Source organism: Paenibacillus yanchengensis, assembly GCF_042684845.1.
Classification (GTDB): domain Bacteria; phylum Bacillota; class Bacilli; order Paenibacillales; family Paenibacillaceae; genus Pristimantibacillus; species Pristimantibacillus yanchengensis.
In genome coordinates this window covers 136,686-154,351 of record NZ_JBHUMH010000022.1, presented here as the reverse complement: position 1 = coordinate 154,351, position 17,666 = coordinate 136,686, and the positions used below count along the sequence as shown (strand labels likewise).

Genomic DNA, 17,666 nt, shown 5'->3' with positions numbered 1-17,666 from the left:
ATTAATTTTTTCACTTGCCTTTTTCAATGTCTATCACCTATTATTATATATAAACATATATTATGTATATCGAAATACAACTGTTATATTTTGATTCCTTTTGTAACCAAGATGGAGGAGAGTATAGATGAAACTTGTAGGATTATCAGGGGCAACAGCGGGTTCCAAAACTTCCAAAGTAGTGCACGACCTATTAGTATTAGCGAAGCAAATGCATCCAGAATTACAAACAAATTTATTGGATTTGAAGGAATACGATATGGAATTTGTACGAGGAGTACCACTTTCCTATTATAATGATGATACGATTGCCGTCGTTAAGCAAATACTTCAAGCAGATATACTAGTCATAGCATCACCTATTTATCAGGCATCATTGACTGGAGCGCTAAAAAATTTATTTGACCTTTTACCAGAAAATGCGTTGAAATATAAACCAGTTGGATTAATTACGTTAGCCGGATCGGAGAAACATTTTCTTGTTGCCGAGCATCAAATCAAGCCGATACTTAGTTTTCTTAAAGCTTCTGTTCCGACTAATCATATATTCGTTCATAACGATCAGTTCGATGAAAATAATGATATTGCTGATCCAAATTATTATCGCCGTCTCCAACGATTAGTGACAGATTTGATGCGTTTGCAATCAACATAAACGAGCAAGGACTACCGATTGAAATAAGTTATATTTTAATCGGCTGTCCTTCCTCTTTTTTAAGTTTATCTAGCTCTTTCCGATTCACCCAACCAACCAAAAAATTTAAGACTATACAGCGCTGCAATACCGACTAAAGTATATACAATCCGCGCCATCATCGTATCTGATCCAGCAAACAAGGCTGCAACCAAGTCAAGTTGAAAGAGACCTACGAACAACCAATTAATGCCACCGACAATAACTAACGCTAACGCAATGCCATCCAATGTTTTCAAGTAGCTTACACTCCTTTCCGAGAAGTTACTTATAACTATTTCCTATTCTTATAAATTTCATGAGTGCCATTTTTTTGATTTCGATTTTCACTGCTAATTTCTGTATGCTTTCACGTTTCCATGCCAAAAAGCGAAGCTAACAGATACCTTGCTGTATCTCTAGCTTCGCTTATTCTTGAACTTTTCATCACTAAATATTTATTTTGACTATAAGGATGCTAATTAGCCCCAAACTTCTTCTGCTATTTCACGAATCAAAGTAAGTTTTTTCCATTGATCTTCTTCCGTAAGGATATTTCCTTCTTCAGTAGAAGCAAAACCACATTGCGGGCTTAAACATAGTCGATCAAGATCAACGTATTGTGCCGCTTCATGAATTCGAGCGATAATTGCTGCTTTATCTTCTAGCTCACCTGTTTTCGAGGATACTAGTCCTAAAACAACATCACCTTGTTTCAGTTCTTTTAATACTTCCAAACTTCCTGACCGATCTGTATCAAATTCCAAGTAAAATGCATCGTAGTTCGGTTGACTAAAGTAAGCATCAGCGATTGATTCATAACCACCAGATGCCAAGTATGTTGACATAAAATTACCGCGACAAACATGTGTCGTAATTACTAAATCTTCTGGTAAATCTCTCGTTGCTAGTTCGTTTACTTTAACGGAACGAGCTAATAGTTCCTTGATATTTGCTCCATTTTCTTCCATGCGTGCCCGTGTGTTCGGGTCCAACAGTATTCCCCACGTCGTATCGTCTAACTGAATGCTACGGCAACCCGCTTCATAAAATGCCAATATTGCTTCCCGATAAGCTTGTCCAATATCCTCCACCAACTCATTGATGGATGAATAAATAGCAAGTGTGCTTTGCAAATTATCACCAACACGAATAAGCTCAAATAACATTTGCGCTGGAGCTGGAATTGCTTGTCTCGCAATGGTATCAACACCCGCAGCTTCTTTTAGAAAAGAAAAATGCTCCAAAAAAGGATGTGCCTTCGTAAACGTTATTTTATCAAACAAGCGTGCTGTTTCCGCTCTCGTCGTTACTCCTTTAAATACGTAGCCACTTTCGAGTTTGATTTTGTCTACACCAGAAAATCCCCACATAAAATCAAGGTGCCACCACGAACGTCTAAACTCTCCATCCGTTACAGCTTTAAGCCCAACTTGTTTTTGTTTGGCAACTAATTTAATAATTTCTACATCTTCGATTGCTCGTAACTGTTCCGCAGTAATTTCACCATTAACATATTTTTCTCTAGCTTCTTTTAGTGCTGCAGGACGCAAAAAACTTCCTACTATATCATTGCGAAAAGGTGTTACTGTTCGCTTCGTAATTGGTTGTAATTCAGACATCATAATACTCCCCTTTTGTTAAATTCTATGCGTAAATTGCTAGTTCTTCTAGCATATCATAAAGCAAACCATACCAAGTAGACGATAAATGCTATATCCAGCTATAGTTAAGTGCTATAAGGTACGTCACAAGAGTAAAACTGCACCTTCAATTGTTAAATAATAATTAACAATCGAGGGTGCAGTTCAACACATGACAGTTACTCTTTATCTAACTTCATTACTCTAGCCAATATAGTTGCTACTTCTGCTCTTGTAAGAGCTTGTTGTGGTCTTAAAGTATTATCCTTATAACCTTGCATAATATTGCGCTCTACCAGTGCTTTTATGCTAGGTAACGCAAAGCTGGCGACAGTCGCTTGATCGGAATAATCCAGCTTCTGCTCACTATCTTCCCATCCATACGCTCGAGCGATTATAGTAGCCAGCTCTTGTCTAGTTACAACGGCATCTGGAGCAAATACTTGTGCAGACTTGCCATTTACTATTTGTAATGCTGTTGCTGTTTCAATATAGCCACTCGCCCAATGAGAATCAGGTACGTCTGTATAATGATTTTCTATTGTTTTTGTTTGTTTTTGTTGCAGTATGCGCACGATTAAACTAGTGATTTCTGCTCTGGTCACCTGCTGTTCTGGCTTAAATGTTCTGTCAGGATATCCTTGAATGATACCTTCTGTCGCTAGCCGCACAATCGCATCTTGTGCCCAATGATTTTCAATATCTTGGAAGGTTACTTGAGCTAGCGGTATTGTTTCTTCGTCTATAATTTCTTCTGGTGTTTTTGATTCCTCTTCTTTATTCCTTACTTCGATGACTGCCGTCTGTACTTTTCCATTAAACCAAATAGTAATCGTTGCATTTCCCGCTTGTTTTGCCGTTATTTTACCGGTTGCATCGATTGCTGCAACGACTGCGTCAGATATTTCATATTTTGCGTTAGCTGTTACGATTTCCTGAGAACCACTTGCATACTTGGCTATTGTTTGAACTTGTACTTGCTCGCCAACATCCATCGTTTTTGTTAATCCTTCTATAATCAATTCTATAATCTCCGGTTTATCAGGCTGGTAAGCGGGATATACAGGACTAGCTGCAACAATCGCATTCCTGAAAGTTAAAATTGCTGCTGCTAACTGACTACTTGCTTTATTCACTTGTTCTTGAGAAACTTGCTCTGCCACTAGTAGTTGCTTTGCTTCAGCAAGCACTGCTTGCAGCTGCTCATATGCATCGGCGGACACTTCGCCTACACCGCTACCTACGTTCGTTTGCGCTAACAATAACTCTACATTTTTAACAACCCGTTCTAATTCACTACGATCAACTTCTACGACAACTACTTCTTTTACACTTACATTGTCGATGTAATTTTCCCCTGATGTTCCTGGTTCTTTGTACAAACTAACCATTGCCATATCAATATCTGCACCAGTGGTAAACTCATAAGTGACTAGTTCGTATGTGGTAGACGTGACTGGAATTAATTTTTCAAATTGCAATGTAGATCCTTTCTTCAACTGGACTACAAAATTCAACTTAGGACTATCCTTCGCCGCTTTCACATAAGCGCTGATTTGGTACGTTGTATTCGGAGCAACAGCAAAGTCTTGCTCAATTGATGCACCCGCTGCAACTGCTTTGGTATAACCAACATACTCACCCGCATAGGCGTTATCTGCATCTTTTTTAATACCTGCATTCCATTGCCATCTCCAAGGCTGCAAATTTAAGTGTTGACTTATATTCTCAAAATCTCCGTTAATAATTTCTGCAATTGGTGTAGATGGATCGATTGGTTTATTAGGATCAAATGGAGCAACATGTGGATATTTCTCTAACTCATACTCATGTACACCAATGTCTGGTAACCCATTATAGAGTGGATGATTAAATAAATCTTTCGCTCCCGGCTGCTCCTCCATATGAATAAAACGTCCACCATTGATTAGAGGCGATCCTTTTAATAACTTGTACCCACTAAGCTCTTCAAACCAATTAATTTCTGCTGGTACAATAGGACCTGGTTTATTAAGAATCGTTTTTGCCTTGCCTGGATCCGCCATTCCATGTTCACCAGTCACCATATATTTATCTGGTATTTTTGTTTTATTGGGCACGTTATTTCCATAAAATGCATTGTGAGAGTAGTTCCAACTTGGCTTGCTCGCATATCCACCAGAGCCATGATTGATAAATACGTTGTTATACAAATTAACTTCTACATTACCGCCTTGTGCAACCATCATTTTTGTATTCATGCCAGGACCCACGTAAAAGACGTTATTATACACATTGACATTTTTCATCGCACTAGCACCACAAATGGTGAAAGTTTGATACTTGTCGTTTTGACTGATGTTATACCGGAAAATACCGTTGCGCACTCCTTCTCCTTCATTTTCCGTACAGAATAGTAGTGTGCCACCGTCATTATTGTAAGAATAATTATACTGATAAATCGTGCCATCTGTTCCTTGATCGAAGTCCCACGGCATCCCATCTCGAGTTGTTTTTCCACCAGTCGCTTCGTTGAATTGGAATAATGCATTATCTCCATTCCATAACCACATGCCTGCACTATATCCGGCGGAACGAACATTATAACCATCGATGAAATTGTACTCGATTAAAGCGCCATCCGTCATATGTGGTGCTATTCCATCTCCTCCGATGTCATATAATTTATTAGACCTGATCACGACATTGGTCATTGGTGTCCAAGGCGAGGTAGCTTTATCTCCATACAACTTATCTTTATAACGTAGCAAATCTCTACTCAACCAATCCGACCAAAAAATAATACCTGAGCGATCTACCGTACGAATTTCATTGTTTTCGATTACAATTTGGTCAAATGTGGTGCGCATATTAACACTATCTGCAGGTACTAACAAGTTTTTCATGTCGGGAATACGGACAGAGACTTGAATCGCCGCACTGCCATCACCGTCTTTTTTGTCTTCCCCTCTTACATCGTGAATATATAAATTATGAATATAGAAATCTTTAAGTATCGATATTTCTTCCATATTAGTTTTTGTTCGATCATCCAGATTATAATTTTCAGCCAATACTAACACTCCACGACGTGGTGATGTAGCTGGTGTTGTTCCTTGATTCGTTATTTCCAAATGACTGACTTCCCAGTGTTGTTGATTGTAAAACTTAATGACGTTTTCTACACCTTTACCTTCAAAAAGTGGCTTTGCACCTTTCCCATACTTACCAATTACAATGCGGTTACCTTCTGCTCCCGAACCTTGTGGCTGAAGCGAACCTGACCATTTGCCACCTGCTTTGAACAATATTTTGTCGCCCGGTTTGAATTGCACAGCGTTGACACTAGCAAATGATTGCCACGCTTCTTGTTGACTAGTACCACTAAATGCATCGGAACCATTCACATCATCCACATAATAAGTAGTGTTTCCTGGTGAAGTTATTAACTCTCGCTCAGTATGAAAGGAAATAACTATATCTTTGCTATATTCGTTGCCACTCATATCTGTCAGTGCTGAGCTAGGTATATACACTTCGTACTCTGTCGTAAACTGCAACTGTTCGCTTGCTTGTATCGTCACTGTGTTACCATCTGTTAACACCGTACGAGCAACTGCTTTTCCACTTTGTTTTGCACGCAAAACAATAGCAGTTTCATCAGCAATCTTCATTGGTTTGGAAAAAGTTATCGTTATCGGCTGATCAGTCTTCACACCTGTTTGTTTATTCGCTGGATTAGTGGCTTGTATCGTTGGTAGTTCATCTGAAGTGTTGAACAATTGAAATTCCCATATACTTGGCGCATCATGACCTGTTATCTCTGTAAAATAAAATCTCGCTTTCGTTCCAGTAACTGGATCAAACATCGCTTCTGTTTTTGCTCCAATTGTTGTACCTTTATAAGCATCTTGCCACTGATCACCATCCCAGTATTGAATGACGTACGAGGCTACCCGATTACCTAATTCTTTTAAAATTGCTTTGTCAAATGTTGTCGATTCACCAAAATCAACTGCTAGCCATCCCTCTTTCGTACCATCCGCCGTTGCCCAACGAGTAGAATCATTGCCGTCGATAGCTTTCTCTGGACCATATTCCGGATTATTATGGGTATTTATCGCCGTTACTTCTTTACCTTCTACCAAATTTAGCGTTTGAATATGTTGGGCAGTTATATATAACTCTACATTGTTAATAATTGGCGTAGCTTGTGATTCTTCAAGCGTTATACGAACCTTTTTAGTTTTGATTGGAGCAAATGACAGTATCCGTTTATAACCAATCGTGGTTCCTTCCGCTACTTTTTTCCACCCACTAGCTTGTGCCACTTCAATCTTAAATTTACTAATTCGTTGTCCAAGCGGTACATATTCTTGTAACAACACGGTATCGATAAACTTTTCTTTCTCCATATTTATTTCCACAAAACCGGTTAACTTCTCATCATCCATCGCCCAATACGTATCGTAGTCGTTATCTAATACGTTGCTTGCTGCATACGTTATTGCTTCGCCTCGATAAGATGATGCTATTGCTGTAGCGTTACTGGCTAGGTTATTACTGTACATATCATCTAGCTTTTCTCGCCATTGTTGCAACATCTCAACATCAGTCGCTGGTAATTGACCTGTACGATCTGGCGATACATTCAGCAGTAATGTAGCACCTCTACCCACCGTAGTATGATAAATATCTACCAACTGTTCTGCTGATTTCAGTTGAGAATTCGTACTCCAAAACCAACCTGAACGTGACTTCACATCTGATTCCGCAGGTTGATATATCGTGCCATTAGCATGACCTAACAAATAGTCAACATTGTTATAATGCGGTGGAACGTAACTCCACGGCGGATTTTGTGGCAAACTTGGCACCACTTTACTCCAGTTCGTTATTTCCATAAACCCTGTTTCGTTGCCATTCCAGCGCACATCGCCAAGCGGCGGTCCCCAAATTAAAGCGTTTGGTTGCAGTCTATAAATCAGCTCTGCCCATGCGTCAAAATCGTAGTCTTGTTCGATGTTTGTACCTTTCGCCCCATCCATCCATATTTCACTAATTTCCCCATAGTTAGTAAGAAGCTCCTCTAGTTGATTCATATAATATTCGTTATAAGCATCGCCTTGCCCATAGCTTGGTGCGTTCATATCCCATGGTGATAAATAAACACCAAACTTTAAGCCTGCTTCATGTACAGCATCCGCTACTTCTTTTACAATATCGCCTTGTCCACCTTTCCATGGACTGTTTTTCACACTATGTTCGGTATATTTACTTGGGTATAGAACAAACCCGTCATGATGTTTTACTGTTAAAATGACCATTTTCAAACCCGCATCTTTTAACGTCTTCACCCATTGATTCGCATCGAAGTTGGTTGGATTGAACTGCGTAGGATTTTCTTTTCCAGTTCCCCACTCTGAGTTCGTGAATGTATTCATGCCAAAGTGGACGAACGCAATCGTCTCCATCTTCTGATAATCCAGCTGCTTAGCAGTCGGTATCGGAAGATGTGGAAGTGGCGGTGCTACTTCACCAACTGGTAAGTCCGCTTGTTTCTGCCCATATATTTCGAACTCGTGTAACATATATCCTTGACTACTGCTTCTAGCAGTCATATGGACGCGGACGAAACGGGCGCTTTGTCCCTCTGACAGTTCTAACAGTTCTAATCCACCTTTCCCCGTTTTTGTCGTATAGACATCGTTCCAAGAAATCATATCATTGGATAACTGTACTTGATAGTTGGTTGCATGTGTCGCTCCCCAATAGAGCTTCACTTGTTCCACCGTATAACTACCTTGTAGATCAACAATGATCCACTGCGGATCGGCTGCTGCACTTTCCCACTTGCTAGCGATTAGCTGATCAACTGCTCCACTCCCTACATGGTTAGCACCTGCTTTTACAGATGATGTATAAACTTTCTCTTCATAGGCTAAGTTACTTCCTGCTTGCGGCTCCTCATATGGTGGTAACTCCGGGTCAGTGCCGTTACCAGGCTCCTCTTCTTCCCATTGCTGGAGACTAAACTGATCAACGTAGATCGACCCAGTGTTATCAGCTTTCCATACATAAATTTCGGCTGTCGATTGCTGTGCACCGGTAGTAAAAGTGATATTCAACTCATGAAAACCAACCTGTGTAGACCGTATTTCCGTTTTGGCATTATCACCATCAAATTTAATTGCTGCTAAATACAATTGGTCTTTGTCTATTTCATGTATTGGATTTACCCAAGCGGTTAATTTATACGTCGTACTTGGCTGCAAGCCAGTAATATCTTGATTAATACTTGCACCACCGTCTTTCATTACAGCCCCATAATTACCCTCGTATTTAGTATCGCTTACAACTTCTCGATTGCCAGCACCTCTCCAACCAGCAAACGTTCCTGATTCAAAACTTGGATTGATAAGCAACTCCTTATCATTTGGATCTGGGTTTGGATTAGCATTGTAATGATCCACTTTAATATAATCTAGTGCTATGCTGCCTGTATTTTGATCACCAAATTTAATTTCTAAAGTGTTGATCTCACCATCAAATAATAACGTATACTTCTTATCTAACCAAACGCCAGCTTCGTCAGCACTTACTTCCAATGTACCTTGTTGAACATTATTGATATAAATAGCAAGGCTACTATCTTGGTCACTCAAGTTTGCTGCTCTTATGGTGACGTCATACGTGCGTGTAGCTGGTATAGCTACCTGTAATTGTACGCCAGCTCCTATTTTGTTTAGATCTTCCACGTAACCGCTTCCAGAAAACTCAGTTAACTTGTCACTTTGGATACTCGCACCTGACAAAAGTACTGCTTGTTCGGCTTCAATTAGATCACCAACGCTTACTACTTTAGCATCCTTCATATTTTGCGCATCGACTCGGCTTACTCCCCCCACTTCCAAACAAGTTTGCAATACTAAACTAAATAGTAACGTAAGTATAATGTATTTTTTCATCTGTACCCTCCCCAATTATATTATTTTAGTCACAATGTCTAATGTCATTGTATCGATATTTACAACGTTTTTTGAATTGACTATATTGACAATTACCTCTATAAAATTGACTTTTATCTATTTTTTCAGCATACACTACTAATCCAGGTATACCAATAGCTAAACTGGCTAGTACGTTTTCTAATAATCTCTTCAGCAACGTTATAACGGACAAAGTTCCTTTATTAAAGTGTTTTTGTAAAAAAGGGTATAGAATCATCATCGGGAACACAGAGACTACTATTGCAGCCATTCTTGCACCTGGTGTATACGTAATGACTTGCTCCATTAATGTCGCTGACTCATCCAAGTTTAAGGAAGATTTGTATCGCTAAATGATGAATAAATCTTCGTTAAAATCTAGCATAGTCTGCCTTTGCTCGATTGTTCCGCCTTTCTATATGAGTTTTTGCTTAGGAAGACTTTTTTATGAAATCGAAAAAAATAGAGCCCGTCGTAATATTTATTAATCTTTTCACACTAATTTTCCATTCTCTTGCATAACTAGTTAAATTCATAGTCATACTATATACTATATTGTTACCATTTTTAACTATTAGGAGGATGTTCTGATGAGTAAAAAAAAGCAGACCGACGAGAAACATACAGAGCAACAAAATGCGAAACATGCACAATTAGAATCATATCGTTCTGATGGGCGTGGACAAGCGATGACAACTAATCAAGGTGTTAAAATTTCAGAAGATGAGTTTTCATTAAAAGCTGGTGAACGAGGACCTACTTTAATGGAAGATTTCCATTTTCGTGAAAAAATGACTCACTTTGACCATGAACGAATACCAGAAAGAGTTGTTCACGCTCGCGGATTTGGAGTACATGGACAATTCGAATTATACGAATCAATGGCGCAGTATACAAAAGCTGATTTCTTGCAACGTCCTGGCGAAAAAACGGATGTGTTCGTGCGCTTTTCAACCGTTGCTGGTTCACGTGGTTCGGCAGAAACAGTACGTGATGTCCGTGGTTTTGCTACCAAATTTTACACGAAAACAGGTAACTTTGATCTTGTCGGCAACAATATGCCGGTTTTTTTCATGCAAGACGCTATTAAATTCCCTGATTTTATTCACGCTCTTAAACCAGAGCCACACAATGAAATGCCACAAGCTGCATCTGCTCATGATACATTTTGGGACTACATTGCCAACAATCAAGAGTCAGCACATATGGTAATGTGGGTGATGAGCGATCGAGCCATACCACGTAGCTTCCGGATGATGGAAGGGTTCGGTGTACATGCCTTTCGGTTTGTTAATGATAATGGCGAAGCTCATTTTGTAAAATTTCACTGGAAACCGCTGCTTGGTGTTCACTCATTAATTTGGAAAGAAGCACAACGGGTAGCAGGTCTTGATCCAGATTATAATCGCCGCGATTTGTGGGAAAATATCGAGGAAGGCAACTTTCCAGCTTTTGAACTTGGCGTGCAAATTTTACCGGAAAAAGATGAATTCAAATTTGATTTTGATATATTAGACGCAACTAAAATTTGGCCTGAAGAAAATATTCCGGTACAAATCATTGGAAAAATGACGTTAAACCGCAATGTCGATAATGTCTTTGCTGAAACAGAACAAGTCGCTTTCCATGTTGGAAATGTCGTGCCTGGCATTGATTTTACAAACGATCCGTTGCTACAAGGTAGACTTTTCTCCTATACGGACACCCAATTAATCCGACTTGGCGGCCCCAATTTTCATGAAATTCCAATTAACAGACCAATCTGTCCTTTTCACAACAATCAACGAGATGGGTATGGAAGACGAACGATTGATGTTGGACAAGTCGCTTATCAAAATAACTCATTAGCAAACAATGATCCGCATACCGTAACAGATTCTCATGGTGGTTATGTTCATTATCAAGAAAAAGTAGAAGGCAACAAAATCCGCGCACGCGGTAGCAGCTTTAAAGATCATTTTACACAAGCTACTTTATTTTGGAATAGTATGAGCCCCGTTGAAAAACAGCATATTAAAGACGCCTTCTCTTTTGAACTAGGGAAAGTAAAATCTCCATCTGTTCGGACGCAAGTACTGGATATGTTCGATCATGTCAGTCACGATCTTATCAACACAGTAGCGGCAAATTTAGGGATGACTATTCCTGTTCGAAAAAACAATACTCCGCCGGAACAATTGTACACGAAAACATCACCCGCTTTAAGTATGGAGAACACGACAAAATTACCGACTACATTAAGAGCCGCCGTCATTATAGCAGATCAGTATTGTGAAAAATCTTTAGCTTTTGTAACAGATAATTTGAACCAAGCTGGAATACAGCCTATTATAATAAGCGAACATCTTGGTCCAATCACTGGAGCTGGCGAGCAAACTCGAGCGGCTCAAGATAGTTTTCTAACCAGTGCTGCAGCTGTCTTCGATGCAATCGTTGTTATCGGTGGAGCTAATATGAACCCTAATTTTGCAACACAATCGAAGCACTTTATTCAGGAAGGTTACGACCAATATAAACCGATCATAGCACTAGCTGCTGGAACAACTCTTGTTGATGAACTTACTATTAGTGAGCAACCGGGAATTGTGACATATGCACAACTACCTAACAATGCAGAGCCAATTATTACCGCTATTTCGGAAAGACGTTTTTGGAACCGTCCCCTCCTTTAATAACCAAAAAGCACCCTTTATACAACAGTTCATCTGTCGTGTAAAAGGTGCTTCTATTATTTTTCCGTTCTATGATCATTCTGCAGCGTAAGGATTAACTCGCTTTTAATGGGTCATTCACTTTTTTTATTTGCTCCGCTTGACGTTTAACCTGTTTTTTGAAGTCTCGGAATGTAATAAACTTACGCTCCATTTCATCCCACAATTTAAATCGAATCCCTGCAAAACTTTGCCACATTGTTATCGTTGTTGCTTTTTGGAGCGGTGGTGTATTGTTATGAGCTGCTTCCAAATGATAGTTTGGAACTCTGGGGCTCAAATGATGGACATGATGGAAACCAATATTACCCGTTAACCACTGCAATAATCTAGGCAATTTATAGTAAGAACTACCTTCCACTGCAGCCATTACATAATTCCACTCTTCATCATGTTCAAAGTAAGAATCTTCAAACGTGTGTTGCACATAAAACAACCAAATGCCGAGAGCGGCAGAAACATAAAACACGGGAAGTTGTACAAGTAATACTTCTTTCCAACCCAACGTTAGCATTAATACGGCATATAAAGTTACAAGCAATATATTCATCAAATGCGTATTTAAACGCTCTTTTTTTCTTGCACCTTTCCGATTAAAGCGATATTGAATAGCAAATATAGCAATTGGACCAAGACCGAACATAACAAGTGGATTACGGTAAGCTCGATAATAAAACTTTTGCATCCAAGAAGCTGCTGCATATTCTTCAACAGTCATCATCCATATATCACCTATGCCACGTTTATCCAAATTACTACTCGTTGCATGATGCATCGAATGGGAGTTTTTCCATTGTTCATATGGTACGTGTGTGATGACACCCGTTATAATACCTAAAATATCATTTGCTTTTTTCTTTCGAAAAAAAGAACCATGACAACAATCATGAAAAATAATAAACGTACGAATGACAAAACCTGACGTCAAAACAGCAAACAATAACGTTAACCAATATGATACGGATAGGCTTAAATATGCAGCCGTCCATAATAACACCAAAGGTACAATTGTATTTAAAATTTGTCTCACACTAGCATTTAGATTAGATTTTTCATAAGGAGCCACTGTTTTTCGCAACTGGGCTTGCTTATTGGTGTCGGACATGATCAACTTCCTCCTTCTATTCGGAAAAACAGTTACATTCATCTTTCTATTCTCATTGTAAAGGGTCTTATATCTTTTTAGTAGTAACAAGTGTCATATGTTTGAGTGTTAAATTGGAGTTTAATTTGAAATTTATTGTATTATTATTCATTTTAACCTTTTTTAACAAATAAATTCTTACTTCATCTTATAAGTTTTCTCAACAAAAAACTTTCTTAATCACAAAATGGCAATTAAGAAAGTTAATTTTGACTTATAAACAACTTATCGTTCGTTTATTGTCACATGTTTAATTTTAGGTTCGGTGTATAATCCATAGGATGTCACTAAATAATCTGCTTGATAAGCGTCTCCTTCTACTTGATACACAGCGCTATTGGTCATGCTTGGCTCTCCAGCTACACGGTGAAATGGTCCAAACATATTACGGGGGCTTGCTACAACTTCAATTTCCAGTAAATTTTCCCCAGCTATCAAATAAGAACTAAGGTCTACATCCTTTATCGATTTCCAAGGAATCGAACCAACATCATTTCCATTTAGCTTGACCAACACAATAGTAGCTTCATATAAGTCAAGTTGCATCAATACTTTTTCATCCACTTTAAGTTGTTCATCCCAACAGAAGGATAATTGATAAATAACACTGCCATTATAGTGCAAGTAGCCTTGTGTCGTCCAATCTCCTAACGGTATACTTGCTGGTTCAACTTGAAGCGAACGCGTTTCAGACAATGCAAATGATCCTAATAAGTAACAATCCTCAAGCTCTGTCGCAAGCTGATACGCACAGCTTACTTCTAGAACGTTGGTTCCGAGTCTCACATTTGGTAATGTAACAGTATGAATAGAACGATCTACAAACCAACCTGTAGGTTTGTTATTCACTTGCTCGCCATTTAATTGTATAGAAAACTGCTGCATATGCTCGACAGCTAATTGCAGTTTATCTGTACTTAATTGCTCTACTTCAAATATAAAGCGTAAACTAACTTGTGTATCATCATTTTGATGCTGTTCCGTTATCCACAAGTAGCGTTGCTCCACATCATTACTTACCGTTTGACGCATGTTTAATTGTGCTCGTATATCTCGTTGCGCCGCCCACACCTGCACTTTTTCCGACCAATTACTATCCTCTATTCGATATTGACAGTGATTCAAAACAAGTACATTTGGCTTTGTCCGTTTGGCAAATTGGTATGTAGCAGTTAGTTCCTGCAACACTTCTGTTTTCTCTAGCCTTCCACGAATATACTCGTTTTGCTTGTCCTTACTGGAATTGGGTAGCTCTTGATTTCGGATAACATATACATGAGAATCTGCTGCACCAAATGTTGCAAAAAAAGAAACATGAGTTGCCGTTTGCAAACTATCTATTAGTGTCACTTCCCCTGTATAAACATCCCACTTTTCCACCACACCTCTAATAGTAGGTAGTTCAACAATAGTATGATATTCGTTCACACGGTCATTATTAACAACAAACAACGTATAACCGTCATCTCGTTTGCGCAGCATATGTAGCATCGTATCTACTGTCGCCCCGTTTTGTTCCTTAATGTTAACCGTTTGTGGACAAAGCGAAGGTAATTGCTGCAACATTTTTTCTTCTGACGAAAACGTAATAAACGACGAATGAGTAAACAATTTTTGTAGCTTGTCTTTGGAGATACGTCCTTCCATCATCGTAGGCAACGGCTCTATCGCTACTATTTTTCCACCTGCTTGCAAAAAAGTTTGCAGCAACTCAAAGGTGCTTTCCAACATAGAACGAATCGGAGGAAGAATGACTAAGGAGTAGTTCGCTTGACCGATACGAAGATGGTCATTTTCAACCGATGCTTCATCCATCATAATTAGCTCATCACCGAGATCATAATCAAACTGTGCGGCTTGCAACCGCTTTAACAAATGATTAAATGAGTCCCCAAACGCATTTATAATAGGAATATCCGGATCAAGTCCCCGTCTAACATTTTCATATGGGTTTGTACCTAACATCGTCCAAGCTGTCGTGGCAGGATGAATGACTACAATATTACGTATTGGTGTACCAATTGATAGCATTGCACCCAATCTTGCAAAATAATTTTCTATCATGTGATAATGCTCCCACCATGTCGTCTGATAATTAAATGCTGGTGGATAATCTCGTTTTCGGCAACCACGCAACGAATACAATGCCAAATGCTGTGACCGAACATTCACTCCCAATACATATTGCCAATCACCCAACCATCGTTGTCCTTCAAATGAAAACTGCCAGCCAGTACAACCATATGTCTCTGTCAAAACGTACTTTCTCCCAAATTGATTAGCAACGCTCGTACATTGTTTTACAGTAATATATTCATCGGTTTGTTCACCTAAAAGGTCAATGCCAGGCACATGTTGATAACGATATTGCGGCATAATCGCACCGCTCACTCTAGTTGCAATCCCTAAAGAATTTTCCCACAAAAAATGACCAGTAAACGCAATCTGATGCTGTTCACACCAATCATATAATTGCCTAGTAAAAGCATGATTAAATAACTCTGTTATCGTTCTCCAATAATCATGTCTAGCCCACGTCGCATGCTCACCAGCAAAAAACAAATAAGGCAATATTTCTTCGAGCTGATAGTTACGCTGTTGTGCAAAATATTGGGGAAATGCTGTCGTCCACGGTAGCCAGCCCCGTCCAGCAGTAAACCGACAATGACGATCATGGATGCTAGGTTCATCTGTAAAAATGCCAGCGATGCCAGCCGTTTGCAAATCACCCAGCACTTCTCGATATTTTTCATGAGTAGCTTCGATAAATGCGGCAATAGTAGCCGGATTCAATTGATCCGGAGGAGCTTCACCATTAAACCACGGGCTAGCATTAGCAACTTCCATCCGCATGAGCAGCCAACATTCGCCATCTACTAATGTGCAATCTATTGCATCTGTTACCGAAACAAGCGAGCAGTTTACAATGGAATTTTGCTGCAACAATACACGATAGACTTTATACAGCTGTTCGTCTGCTAGTAAACTAGCAGACAGGGCATGATTGACTATCTCTAACGTTAGTCCCTTCGCACGATAATCATCCCCTTGCCTCGGAACAACTCCACCAGCAAAGCCGGAAGGCCAGCGATCTTCATCATATAGCCAAGGCTGCATGCCAAGCTGCTTTGCCTTAGATACAGAAGTTAGAATCGCATTCATCCACTCTTCTCCCATATAAGGTGTTTCCAGACCAACACGAGAGTGCATAAAAAAACCACCTATTCCTTGCTCGAACATTTCCGTAATTTGTTGCTCCAGTTCCTCCGTCTCCAAACGATCATTCCACGCCCAAAATGGTACAGACCGAAACTCCACAGGCGGATTACTAAACAATGATTCGAGTTGCTTCCCATCACTATTCGTCATTTTCGTCATCGCCTCTTTCGCTCGATTATTCTATTTTCAGACTCCAACAAACAACACGTTGACGCTTCCAAGTGTAGGTGACATAAATATAATCGTTTTCCGCTATAATTGCCGGGTAAGAATATTCACCAGTACCATGTGGTTTTTTATAAACACTATATTCGCCATCTAACACAATTAACTCTTCCCAATGATGCCCATTATCATAAGAAATACTTAGTAGCATCGGCATTCTTGGTCCTTTACTCATTCCGACCGGATTATACGCTAACACTAATGCACCATTTTCTAACTTAACCAAATCAATCCCACTATTGTTATTCGGCAAATATGTCCGATACGCCATAGACCAAGTCCGACCACCATCAGTAGAATCTGTTCGATAGATCGAGCTACCTGTACTGCGCATCAACATATGTACATGACCAGGCTTTGATTCCCATATCGTTGGCTGAATGATTCCTTTGCCCGGTAGATATGATGCTCCAGCAGGAGTTTCACTAATTGGTCCTCGCCATACGGGCACCATGTCACTTTGCACCCATGTCTCCCCTTCATCGTAAGATAAGTCAGCAAAACTAGTCCATTGTTCATTTTCAATAGAAGCTGGCGCAGCCCATGTTCCGTCATGCAAAGCTACTAATTTATTTTTCACCGGTCCTCGTCCGCCCCGATCTCCAACAACAAGTTCCTTCGGAGAAGACCACGTATGCCCATCATCCTGCGAAACGATAACTCTCGTCGACCATGTAGCAATCGGGTGACCCACTTTATAATGCAGCACAATTTCACCAGATTGTTTGCGAAACAAGACGGGATTCCAATGAATAACAGCTTCTTCGTCTGCTACTTTTTCGGGTGCTTGCCATACGCCATCTACTCGTCGAGAACACCAAATAGCGACATCTGGTCTTCCTTCTTTACTTCCAGCAAAATAGGAAACTAACAAATCTCCGTTTGGCAAAGCAACTACTGTCGATGCATGACATTCTTGAAACGGTCGCTCATCCTCAAATAAAAACTGTTTTTGCTTGTCAACAATTGTTATCATTGTTCTACCCCTTACATTTATAATTTTTTAATATCTAAACCAATTATATCAACTATTTTATCGTTTTAGTTTATTTTATATAAATTTTTATAAAATAGTAGTGTTAT

General features: G+C 39.5%; 9 protein-coding genes. 2 read left to right on the top strand and 7 right to left on the bottom strand.

Annotated elements, in window-relative coordinates; genetic code table 11:
- The first annotated feature begins 127 nt into the window (after nt 1–127).
- Entirely contained in the window at nt 128–655 is a 528-nt protein-coding gene (locus ACFSTH_RS11165) for an NADPH-dependent FMN reductase (RefSeq protein ID WP_377771287.1), read from the top strand.
- Nucleotides 656–720: 65 nt separating this feature from the next.
- Here ACFSTH_RS11165 and ACFSTH_RS11160 read toward each other — a convergent pair whose 3' ends face one another.
- The 4 genes from ACFSTH_RS11160 to ACFSTH_RS11145 all read right to left on the bottom strand — a co-directional run bounded on the left by ACFSTH_RS11160 (nt 721) and on the right by ACFSTH_RS11145 (nt 9,591).
- Entirely contained in the window at nt 721–933 is a 213-nt protein-coding gene (locus tag ACFSTH_RS11160; RefSeq protein ID WP_377771285.1) for a DUF378 domain-containing protein, read from the bottom strand.
- 222 nt (nt 934–1,155) lie between these two features.
- Nucleotides 1,156–2,298, bottom strand: a complete 1,143-nt coding sequence (locus tag ACFSTH_RS11155) for a 5-methyltetrahydropteroyltriglutamate--homocysteine S-methyltransferase (RefSeq protein WP_377771283.1) — start codon at nt 2,296–2,298, stop codon at nt 1,156–1,158.
- 197 nt (nt 2,299–2,495) lie between these two features.
- Nucleotides 2,496–9,263 carry a discoidin domain-containing protein gene (locus ACFSTH_RS11150; protein WP_377771281.1) on the bottom strand — a complete coding sequence of 2,256 codons (6,768 nt, stop codon included), beginning with the start codon at nt 9,261–9,263 and terminating at the stop codon, nt 2,496–2,498.
- Between the two features lie 25 nt (nt 9,264–9,288).
- On the bottom strand, nt 9,289–9,591 hold the full coding sequence (locus tag ACFSTH_RS11145) for a hypothetical protein (protein WP_377771279.1): 303 nt from the start codon (nt 9,589–9,591) through the stop codon (nt 9,289–9,291).
- 283 nt (nt 9,592–9,874) lie between these two features.
- Here ACFSTH_RS11145 and ACFSTH_RS11140 point away from each other — a divergent pair, with 283 nt between their 5' ends.
- Complete coding sequence (locus ACFSTH_RS11140; RefSeq protein WP_377771277.1) at nt 9,875–11,956, top strand: catalase; 2,082 nt, start codon at nt 9,875–9,877, stop codon at nt 11,954–11,956.
- Nucleotides 11,957–12,050: 94 nt separating this feature from the next.
- Here ACFSTH_RS11140 and ACFSTH_RS11135 read toward each other — a convergent pair whose 3' ends face one another.
- The 3 genes from ACFSTH_RS11135 to ACFSTH_RS11125 form a co-directional block, all read right to left on the bottom strand.
- On the bottom strand, nt 12,051–13,100 hold the full coding sequence (locus ACFSTH_RS11135) for a fatty acid desaturase (RefSeq protein WP_377771275.1): 1,050 nt from the start codon (nt 13,098–13,100) through the stop codon (nt 12,051–12,053).
- Between the two features lie 264 nt (nt 13,101–13,364).
- Nucleotides 13,365–16,517, bottom strand: coding sequence for a glycosyl hydrolase (locus ACFSTH_RS11130; RefSeq protein WP_377771272.1), 3,153 nt, complete (start codon nt 16,515–16,517; stop codon nt 13,365–13,367).
- Between the two features lie 16 nt (nt 16,518–16,533).
- Nucleotides 16,534–17,559 carry a sialidase family protein gene (locus ACFSTH_RS11125; protein ID WP_377771269.1) on the bottom strand — a complete coding sequence of 342 codons (1,026 nt, stop codon included), beginning with the start codon at nt 17,557–17,559 and terminating at the stop codon, nt 16,534–16,536.
- Nucleotides 17,560–17,666 lie beyond the last annotated feature (107 nt).